Annotated in this window: 8 protein-coding genes and 1 pseudogene; all 9 read right to left on the bottom strand. The window is 70.5% G+C overall.

Features of this window, described 5'->3' with window-relative positions:
• Nucleotides 1-247: 247 nt before the first annotated feature.
• Entirely contained in the window at nucleotides 248-1,282 is a 1,035-nt protein-coding gene (locus ACWF94_RS23115; protein WP_453491523.1) for an ABC transporter ATP-binding protein, read from the bottom strand.
• The gene (locus ACWF94_RS23110; RefSeq protein WP_453491526.1) at nucleotides 1,282-2,901 is read right to left on the bottom strand and encodes an ABC transporter permease; all 1,620 of its coding nucleotides are present in this window, start codon (nucleotides 2,899-2,901) and stop codon (nucleotides 1,282-1,284) included. Before ACWF94_RS23110 ends, ACWF94_RS23115 begins: the two co-directional genes overlap by 1 nt.
• 167 nt (nucleotides 2,902-3,068) lie before the next feature.
• Nucleotides 3,069-4,154, bottom strand: a complete 1,086-nt coding sequence (locus ACWF94_RS23105; RefSeq protein WP_453491520.1) for a thiamine ABC transporter substrate-binding protein — start codon at nucleotides 4,152-4,154, stop codon at nucleotides 3,069-3,071.
• Between the two features lie 342 nt (nucleotides 4,155-4,496).
• Nucleotides 4,497-5,633 carry a 23S rRNA (adenine(2503)-C(2))-methyltransferase RlmN gene (rlmN, locus tag ACWF94_RS23100; RefSeq protein WP_453491517.1) on the bottom strand — a complete coding sequence of 379 codons (1,137 nt, stop codon included), beginning with the start codon at nucleotides 5,631-5,633 and terminating at the stop codon, nucleotides 4,497-4,499.
• A 136-nt stretch (nucleotides 5,634-5,769) separates the two neighbouring features.
• Nucleotides 5,770-6,969, bottom strand: a complete 1,200-nt coding sequence (locus ACWF94_RS23095; protein ID WP_453491515.1) for a phosphatidate cytidylyltransferase — start codon at nucleotides 6,967-6,969, stop codon at nucleotides 5,770-5,772.
• Nucleotides 6,969-7,526 (bottom strand): ribosome recycling factor, encoded by a 558-nt coding sequence (gene frr, locus ACWF94_RS23090; protein WP_453491512.1) that lies wholly within the window; start codon nucleotides 7,524-7,526, stop codon nucleotides 6,969-6,971. Before frr ends, ACWF94_RS23095 begins: the two co-directional genes overlap by 1 nt.
• 175 nt (nucleotides 7,527-7,701) lie before the next feature.
• A complete protein-coding gene (gene pyrH / locus ACWF94_RS23085) occupies nucleotides 7,702-8,499 on the bottom strand; it encodes a UMP kinase (protein ID WP_453491509.1) in 798 nt (265 codons plus the stop codon).
• A gap of 255 nt (nucleotides 8,500-8,754) precedes the next feature.
• On the bottom strand, nucleotides 8,755-9,591 hold the full coding sequence (tsf, locus tag ACWF94_RS23080) for a translation elongation factor Ts (protein WP_453491506.1): 837 nt from the start codon (nucleotides 9,589-9,591) through the stop codon (nucleotides 8,755-8,757).
• 161 nt (nucleotides 9,592-9,752) lie between these two features.
• Nucleotides 9,753-9,976 (bottom strand): annotated as a pseudogene (locus ACWF94_RS23075) (30S ribosomal protein S2); the annotation flags it as partial.

Here is a 9,976-nt window from a genome sequence, read left to right as displayed (position 1 = left end):
GCTTCGCACCGGGGGGCGTGCGGGGCCCATCCCCCGGGCGAAGCCGGGCGGGGGGATCGCCGACAACCCCGCCGTCCCCCGTCCGGATCCCTGGTGTCCGGTGGCGGTACGGGCGGGGTCGCCCTGCCCGTACCGGCGCCTGCACGCCGCCCGCACCCGCACCGCCCCAGCCCTCCCCCCGTACCGGCGCCTGCGGACGACCCGGGCCCCCGGCGGTGCCGCCCGGACCGCCCGCACCGTCCACGGGTCAGCCCAGCACCACCACATCGTCCGCCGCGAAGACCACCCCCACCTCGGCCCCCTGTTCGGGCGCGTCCCGCAGCGCCACCTCCGCCTCCAGCGGGTGGCCGCCGGCGGCCGGGCGGAGCCGGACGGCCACCCGGCTGCCCCGGAACGTACGCCCCTCCACCGCGCACCGCACAACCCCGTGCGGATCCGACGGGTCCACCAGCCGCACGCCCCCGGGCCGTACGAGCACCATGCACTCGCCCTGCCGGGAACCCTCCGGGACCGGGATCCGCCCCCAGGCGGTGTCCGCATGGGTGCCGGTGACCGTCGCGGCGACCACATTGTCGAAGCCGAGGAACCGGGCCACGAACTCATCGGCGGGCCGCCGCCACACCTCCAGCGGAGTGCCCGTCTGCGCGATCCGCCCGTCCCGCATCACCACGACCCGGTCGGCGAGCGCGAACGCCTCGCCCTGGTCGTGGGTGACGGCCAGGACGGTGGTGCCGAGCCTGCCGAACAGGCCGCGCAACTCGACGACGAGACGTTCCCGCAGCCCCCGGTCGAGCTGGCCGAGCGGTTCGTCCAGCATCAGCAGCCGGGGCTCGGGCGCCAGCGCCCTGGCCAGCGCGACCCGCTGCTGCTCACCGCCCGAGAGGGAGGCGATGGCCCGGCGCTGGGCGTCCGGCAGACCGACGAGGTCGAGCAGTTCGGCGACGCGGCGGACCTGCTCGGCCCGGCCCGCGCCGTGCATCCGCAGCCCGAAGGCGACATTGCCGCCGACATCGCGCTGCGGGAAGAGCTGATGGTCCTGGAACATCAGCCCGACGCCGCGCCGGTGCACCGGAACCCCGGACTGATCGGCACCGGACAGCAGTACCCGGCCCGCATCGGCGCGCTGGAGCCCGGCGACGACCCGCAGCAGCGTCGACTTGCCGCTGCCGCTCGGCCCGAGCACACAGACGATCTCGTGCTCGGCGACCTCCAGGTCCACCGATTCGAGCGCCGGCCGCGCCCCGTACCGTACGGTCACCGCCCTCAGGGCGAGCAGGGCCATCAGAACTCCCCCGAAGCGTGCCGGACCCGGGTTCTCTCCAGCAACAACAGCGCCACCGCGCACACCACCATCAGAATCGTGCTCAGGGCCATCGCCTGCCCGTAGTTGAGTTCGCCGGGGCGGCCGAGCAGCCGCGCCACCGCCACCGGCAGCGTCGGCCGGTCGGGCCTGGCGATGAAGACGGTCGCACCGAACTCGCCGAGCGAGACCGCGAAGGCGAACCCCGCCGCGATCAGCAGCGCCCGGCGCACCAGCGGCAGATCGACCTCGCGCCACACCCGCAACGGGGACGCCCCGAGCACCGCCGCCGCCTCCCGCAGCCGCCCGTCCACCGCCCGCAGCACGGGCAGCATCGTCCGTACGACGAAGGGGACACCGACCAGCGCCTGGGCGAGCGGCACCAGGATCCAGGAGGCCCGCAGATCCAGCGGCGGCTCGTCGAGCGTGATCAGGAAGCCGAAGCCGACGGTCACGGCCGAGACGCCGAGCGGCAGCATCAGCAGCGCGTCGAAGCCCCGTACCAGCCGTCCGGCCTTCCTGGTCAGCGCGGCGGCGGCGAGTCCGCCGACGAGCACCGCGATGAGGGTCGCGACGACCGCATACCCCAGGGAGTTCCACACGGCGTCGATCGGCGGTACGAGGAACGCGCCGCCGCGCTCGTCGACCGAGCCGAGGGCCCGGTAGTAGTCGAAACCGTATCCCGACGGGGTGTCCAGGGAGCGTTCCGCCAGGACGCCCAGGGGGAACAGCAACAGCGGCACGACGGTGGCGAGCACCCCGCCGAGCACCGCCCACTGCCCCGCGCCGCGCGGCCGGCGCGCGGTGTGCGCCGGGTCGACCAGCCGCAGGGTGCTCTCGCGCCGCCGTACGGTCCAGGCGTGGACGGCGAGGACGGCGCCGACCGCGGCGAACTGCACCAGGGTCAGGACGGCCGCCGTCGGCAGGTCGAGCAGCTGGGCGGTCTGGCGGTAGATCTCCACCTCCAGCGTGGCGTAGGCGGGCCCGCCGAGGATCTGCACGATGCCGAAGGAGGTGAAGGTGAAGAGGAACACCATCAGCGAGGCCGCCGCCAGCGCGGGTGCCAGCGCGGGCAGTGTGACCCGGCGCCAGGCGGCGATCCGGCCGGCGCCCAGCACCCGGGCCGCCTCCTCCTGCCGTGGGTCGAGCTGTGACCACAGCCCGCCCACGGTCCGTACGACGACGGCGTAGTTGAAGAAGACATGGGCCAGCAGGATGGCCCAGACGGTGGTGTCCAGCCGGATGCCCCACAGGTCGTCGAAGAGTCCGCCGCGCCCCAGCAGGGCGAGCAGCGCGGTGCCGACGACGACGGTCGGCAGCACGAACGGCACGGTCACCACCGCCCGCAGCAGCCGCTTCCCGGGGAAGTCGAGCCGGGCCATGACATACGCGCCGGGCAGCGCGACCAGCAGGGTGAGCGCGGTCGACGCGAGCGCCTGCCAGGTGGTGAACCAGAGCACGCGCTGAAGGTCGGCGCGGCCGAGGACCTCGCCGATCCGCCCGAACTGCCAGCCGCCGTCGATGTGCAGCCCGCGGCCGACGATGGAGGCGACGGGGTAGGCGAAGAAGACGGCGAGAAACACGACGGGCACGGTGAGCAGACCGAGCCGCGCCGCCCTCCCGCGCCACTCCCGCGCGCGTACGGACCCCGCCGCGGCCGGGTCCGGCCCGGAGTCGGCCGCGCCCGCGTCCGCCCCCGGGCCGGTCTCCGCCGCGGCGGCGGCCTCCGTCCCGGGGCGGGACCCGGCTACTTCACCACGAGCGAGGATCACGACCGGACCCACTGCTCACGGTTCTCGGCGATCTTGTCGGGGGCGAGGGTGCCGGGCTTGTCGATCACCGCGCCGTACTGGGTGAACAGCTTCGGCAGCTTCGCGTCCTCGACCACCGGGTTGACGAACATGTTCAGCGGCATGTCCTCCTGAAACGTCTTCGAGACCAGGAAGTCCAGCAGCGCCTTGCCGCCCGCCTCGTTCTTCGCGCCCTTCAGCAGTCCGGCGAACTCGATCTGCCGGAAGCAGGTGCCGGTGGCGACCCCGGTGGGCGCCTCGGCCGGCTGGGGGTCGGCGGAGAGGACCTCGACGGGCGGGCTGGAGGCGTAGGAGACGACCAGCGGTCGCTCGGCCTTGGCCTTCTTGCCGCCCGCGGAGCCGGAGAACTCCTCGTTGTACGCCTGCTCCCAGCCGTCGACGACCTTGACGCCGTTGTCCTTCAGCTTCTTCCAGTAGTCCTGCCAGCCCTCGTCCCCGAACCTGGCGACCGTACCGAGGACGAAGCCGAGACCGGGTGACGAGGTCGCCGCGTTCTCCACGACGAGGAGGTTCCGGTACGCGGGCTCGGCCAGATCCTCGAACGTCCGCGGGGGCGCGAGCTTCTTGTCGGTGAAGTACTTCTTGTCGTAGTTGACGCAGACGTCGCCGGTGTCGACGGGGGTCACCCGGTGCTCGCCCTTGTCGAGCTGCACCTCGTCCGCCACCCGGTCCAGGCCCTTGGCCTCGTACGACGTGAACAGGCCGTTGTCGAGGGCCCGGGAGAGCAGGGTGTTGTCGACGCCGAAGAACACATCGCCCTGCGGGGAGCCCTTGGTGAGGATCTCCTTGTTGAGGGCGGCGCCCGCGTCACCGCTCTTGAGCACCTTGACCGTGTAGCCGGTCTCCTTGGTGAACGCCTTCAGTACGGAGCCGGACGCGGCGAACGAGTCATGGCTGACGAGGGTCACGGTCTTGGACTTCGTACCACCGGACGCGGCGGAACCGGAGGATCCGTCGTCCGACGTCCCGCCGCAGGCCGCGAGGGCGGTCACACCCAACGCGGTCGCCAGGGCGGTGACCGTCAACTTCTTGGTGGTGCTCACTGACATTCCTCCTGGGGTGACCAGGAAGAGACGCGGCCCTGCCCGGTTCTCCGAGAAGAATCCGGGCAGGGCGCTACAGCTTGAGTTACGACCGAACTTCCTACCCAGAATGACCTGGGCAAGGTTCAGAGGGTCTGCGGTCCCTGGGTACCGCACTCTCAGCGCTGTGGCGCTCCCCTGTCGGAAATATGTAAATGTTTCGAACCCAGCCTACAAGGTCGGGCCGTCCGGCCCGGAGCCCCCCTCCGGTCGGCGGGCCCGGCGGTGGGCCGCAGGCGGCCGGTGGGGCTCAGACGTCCGGCAGGGCTCAAGCGGCCGGTGGGGCTCAGACGGCCGGTGACGTCAGCGCTCGGTGGCGGCGAGCTGTCCGCAGGCCCCGTCGATCTCCTGGCCACGGGTGTCCCGGACGGTCACCGGAACGCCATGCGCGGCGATCGCCTCGACGAACGCCTTCTCGTCCTCGGGCCGGGACGCGGTCCACTTCGACCCGGGCGTCGGATTGAGCGGGATCAGATTCACATGGACGCGCCTGCCCTTGAGGAGGCGGCCCAGCCGGTCGCCGCGCCACGCCTGGTCGTTGATGTCGCGGATCAGCGCGTACTCGATGGAGACACGGCGGCCCGACTTCTCCGCGTACTCCCAGGCGGCGTCGAGGACCTCGCGCACCTTCCAGCGGGTGTTGACCGGGACGAGGGTGTCGCGCAGCTCGTCGTCCGGGGCGTGCAGCGAGACGGCGAGACGGCATTTGAAGCCCTCGTCGGCAAAGCGCAGCATCGCGGGCACCAGACCGACCGTGGAGACGGTGATCCCGCGCTGGGAGATGCCGAGGCCGTCCGGCTCCGGGTCGGTGAGCCTGCGGATGGCGCCCACGACCCGCTTGTAGTTGGCCAGCGGCTCGCCCATCCCCATGAAGACGATGTTCGACAGCCGCGCGGGGCTGCCCCCGGCACCGCCGGTCCGGTCGCCGGCCCCGGGCACCTCGCCGTCGCGCAGGGCGCGCATACCGTCGACGATCTGGTGGACGATCTCGGCGGTCGACAGATTGCGGTCGAGCCCGGCCTGCCCAGTGGCGCAGAAGGGGCAGTTCATCCCGCAGCCGGCCTGCGACGAGATGCACATGGTGACCCGGTCCGGATACCGCATCAGCACGGACTCGACCAGGGTGCCGTCGTGCAGCCGCCAGAGGGTCTTACGGGTGGTGTCGTCGTCGCACGAGACATGGCGGACGACGGACATCAGATCGGGCAGCAGCTCGGAGGCCAGCCGCTCGCGCGCGGCGGCGGGGATGTCGGTCCACTGCGCCGGGTCGTGCGCGTACCGGGCGAAGTAGTGCTGCGAGAGCTGCTTGGCGCGAAAGGGCTTCTCGCCGATGGAGGCGACGGCTTCCTTGCGCTCGGCGGGCGTGAGGTCGGCGAGGTGCCGCGGGGGCCTCTTGGCTCCGCGGGGCGCGACGAAGGTCAATTCTCCGGGCTTGGGCATGGTGGTACCAGTGTCGCAGAGATACGACAAGAGGCCCGCCACCCTGTGGATAACGAGCCCCCTCGACGCAAAACGCCAGGTCAGTGGGGTTAGCAGGACACCTAGGCGACCTGCGCCGTACCCGGTCGGCCGCGCTTCAGCCCGAGCCCACGAACAGCACCAGCAGCAGCCAGACCACCGGAGCCGTCGGCAGCAGCGAGTCCAGCCGGTCCATGATGCCGCCGTGGCCCGGCAGCAGCGTGCCCATGTCCTTGATGCCCAGATCCCGCTTGATCATCGACTCGCCCAGATCGCCGAGCGTGGCACTGGCCGCGACCACGAACCCCAGCACAAGACCCTGCCACCAGCTGCCGTCATCGATCATGAACTGCATACAGAGCGCGCCCGCCGCCATCGCGAACGTCACCGCGCCGAGCAGCCCCTCCCGGGTCTTCCCCGGGCTGATGCGCGGCGCGAGCTTGCGCTTGCCGTAGCGCCAGCCCACCGCGTACGCACCGGTGTCACTGACCACGGTGAGCACCAGGAAGGTGAGCACCCGCTGCGGCCCGTCGTCGGCGGTGAGCATCATGGCCACGAACGTCGCCAGGAAGGGTACGTAGAACGCGGCGAACACACCCGCGGTGACATCCCGCAGATATCCCTCGGGAGGCTCCGTCATCCGCCAGACCAGTACGGCGAGGGCCGTGAGCGCCATGGCGACCCAGGCACCCTCCGCACCCCGCACATACCCGGCCACGACCATCGCCGCGCCGCCGACCGCCAGCGGGACCAGCGGGGCCTTGATCTGCTTGCGCTCGTCGAGCCGGGAGGTGAGTTCCCACAGCCCGACCACGACGGCGACCACGATCACACCGACGAACACGGCCTTGACGACGAAGAGCGAGGCCACGATCACGGTGCCGAGCCCGACGCCGACTCCTATGGCCGCGCGCAGATCCCGGCCGGCCCGTTTCTTCTGCCGGCCGGCCTGCCCGCTCTTCCGCCGGGCGGACTGACCGCTCTTCTGCCGGCCGGACTGCCTGCGGGCCCGCTTCCCCGGCGGCGGCTCGGGGGCCGGCTGCGGAGTGGCCATGGGCTCCTGCGGGATCTCGTCACGTGCCGGAGGACCGCCCTGCCGAGCGGCCCCCCGGTCGTCTTCGTCGCGTCTGTCGCGATCGTCATGGTGATCGGCGTCTCTACCTGCGTCGGGAAAGTCAGGCACGATGGGCATGGGCCGAGTCTGCTGTGCGTCATGCTCATCGTATGCGGGACCCGCCGGGGCAGGTCCCTGGTCGGTCGGCGACCACGCTCCGACGTACCCGGCTCTCTGCGGGGCTCCCCAGGAAGAGTCGTTCATCAGACTTCGAGCAGCTCGGCTTCCTTGTGCTTCAGCAGCTCGTCCACCTGCGCGACGTACTTCGCGGTGGTGTCGTCGAGCTCCTTCTCCGCACGGCGGCCCTCGTCCTCGCCGACCTCGCCGTCCTTGATCATCTTGTCGATGGTCTCCTTGGCCTTGCGGCGCACGGAGCGGATCGAGATCCGTGAGTCCTCGGCCTTGCTCTTGGCGACCTTGATGTACTCACGGCGGCGCTCCCCGGTCAGCTCCGGGAACACCACTCGGATGATGTTGCCGTCGTTGCCCGGGTTGACGCCCAGGTCGGAGTCGCGGATCGCCTGCTCGATATTGCGCAGCGCGCTCTTGTCGAACGGGGTCACCACAGCCATGCGCGGCTCCGGTACCGAGAACGAGGCGAGCTGGTTGATCGGGGTCAGCGCACCGTAGTAGTCGGCCACGATCTTGTTGAACATCGCCGGGTGCGCACGTCCGGTGCGGATCGCGGCGAAGTCCTCCTTGGCGACCAGGACGGCCTTCTCCATCTTCTCCTCTGCTTCGAGGAGGGTCTCTTCGATCACCACTTGCTCCTGCGTGTCTTGAGTTGGCCCGGCACGCGACCGGGCGGGCGGACCCTGTGTCGCGTCTTCCCCCTGCACGGTGTCCGACCGGCAGGGCCTTGTCTATCCCCGACTGTGCCCGGCTGTCGCCGTCTGCCCGCGGATGACCGTCGCCGGACATCCCGGGACAACCGCGTCAGGCCCGGGTGCCCCGGTCGCTCACGAGCGTGCCGATCTTCTCACCCCGGACGGCCCGCGCGATATTGCCCTCGGTGAGAAGTTCGAAGACCAGGATCGGCAGGGCGTTGTCGCGGCAGAGGGTGACGGCGGTCGCGTCGGCGACCTTGAGATTCCGGGTGATCACCTCGCCGTACTCCAGCGCGTCGAACTTCACCGCGTCGGGGTTGGCCTTGGGGTCGGAGTCGTAGACCCCGTCGACACCGTTCTTGCCCATCAGCAGGGCCTCGGCGTCGATCTCCAGGGCGCGCTGGGCCGCGGTGGTGTCGGTGGAGAAGTACGGCATGCCCATACCGGCGCCGAAGATGACGACGCGCCCCTTCTCCAGATGCCGCACGGCCCGCAGCGGAATGTACGGCTCCGCGACCTGGCCCATGGTGATGGCGGTCTGGACGCGGGAGTCGATGCCCTCCTTCTCCAGGAAGTCCTGGAGGGCGAGGCAGTTCATCACGGTACCGAGCATGCCCATGTAGTCGGAGCGGGCCCGGTCCATGCCGCGGACCTGGAGTTCCGCACCACGGAAGAAGTTGCCGCCGCCGATGACGATCGCGATCTGAGCACCGTCACGGACGACCGCGGCGATCTCGCGGGCGATGGCGTGCACGACGTCGGGGTCGACGCCGAGACCGCCGCCGCCGGAGAACGCCTCGCCGGACAGCTTCAGCATGAAGCGTCCGGCTCCCTTCTTCACGTCATGCGTCCCATCGTGGTCGCTGTTGTCGCCGGCAGCCTGATTGGCGTCCGCGCCCTTGTTCATGGAGATCTCCTCGTGCACATACGAGGAAGGCCATTGCCGTGGGTGCTGGTGTCCCTGTGGCAATGGCCTCCTCGTCAGATCTGCGGTCGTCCGGCGCCTCGACGCAGCCGTGCCGCCCGGCACGCGCGGCCGATGACTGCGTAAGAAACCCTAGCGGGCTCCCGGTTCGACCGCGTACTCGCCGTACTCGCCGTGCTCGGCTCGCTCGCGGTACTCCGCGTATTCGCCGTACAGCGCGTATTCGCCGTACTGCGCTCAGGCGCCGACGCGGATGCGTGCGAAGCGCTTGAGCGTGACACCGGCCTCGTCGAGAACCTTCTTGACGGACTTCTTGGGGTCCTTCGCGAACGGCTGGTCAAGGAGGGTGACCTCCTTGAAGAAACCGTTGACGCGACCTTCGATGATCTTCGGGAGGGCGGCCTCGGGCTTGCCCTCCTCGCGCGACGTGGCCTCGGCGACACGGCGCTCCTGCTCGACGACAGCGGCCGGAACGTCCTCACGGGTGAGGTACTTCGGGGCGAAGGCGGCGATGTGCTGCGCGATGTCCTTGGCGACCTGCGCGTCGGCCTTGTCCAGCTCGACCAGCACACCGACCTGCGGCGGGAGGTCGGGCATGGTGCGGTGCATATAGACACCGACGTACGCGCCGGAGAACTGCGCGAACCGGTCGAGGACGATCTTCTCGCCGAGGTTGGCGTTGGCCTCGTCGACGTACGCCTGGACGGTCTTGCCGGCTTCCAGCTCGGAGGCGAGCAGCGCGTCGAGGTCGGCCGGGGAGGTCGCGGCGACATGGGCGGCGAGGGTGTTGGCGACGGCCTGGAACTTGTCACCCTTGGCGACGAAGTCGGTCTCGCACTTCAGCTCCAGCAGAACGCCTGAGGCGTTGTCGTCGGCGATGAGGGAGACGACCGCGCCGTTCTCGGCATGCCGGCTCTCGCGCTTGGCGACGCCCTTCTGGCCCTTGACGCGCAGCAGCTCAACAGCCTTGTCGACATTGCCGTCGGCCTCGTCGAGCGCCTTCTTGCAGTCCATCATGCCGGCGCCGGTCAGCTCGCGGAGCTTCTTGACGTCAGCGGCGGTGTAGTTCGCCATGTCCTTGAATCTCTTCTCGAAAGTCGAAAGTCGAAGATCTGTCGAAGCCGGGAAAGATCAGTTCAGCAAATCCGTCAGTCGAAGATCTACGGGTGCGCGGCGGGGGCCGGTGCCTGTGACACCGTCCCCCGCCGTTCACCTACCGAAGCTGTACGGCGCGGTCAGCCCTGCTCGGCGTCCGCGGCGGGCTTCTCGGCCTCGGCGGCGGCCGGGGCATCGGCGACGGCCGGTGCCTCGACAGCGGCCGGAGCCTCGGCGACGGGCGCCTCGGCGGCGGGGGCCTCCGGGGCGGCGGCCTCGGCCGGCTTGTCAGCGGGCTTGTCGGCGGCAGCCTCGTCGGAGTCCGACTTCTTGTCGCCCTCAAGCAGGTCGCGCTCCCACTCGG

This window comes from Streptomyces sp. NPDC055078, from assembly GCF_053607985.1.
The sequence above is the reverse complement of the archived record's forward strand: the minus strand, read 5'-3'. Positions and strand labels throughout refer to the sequence as shown.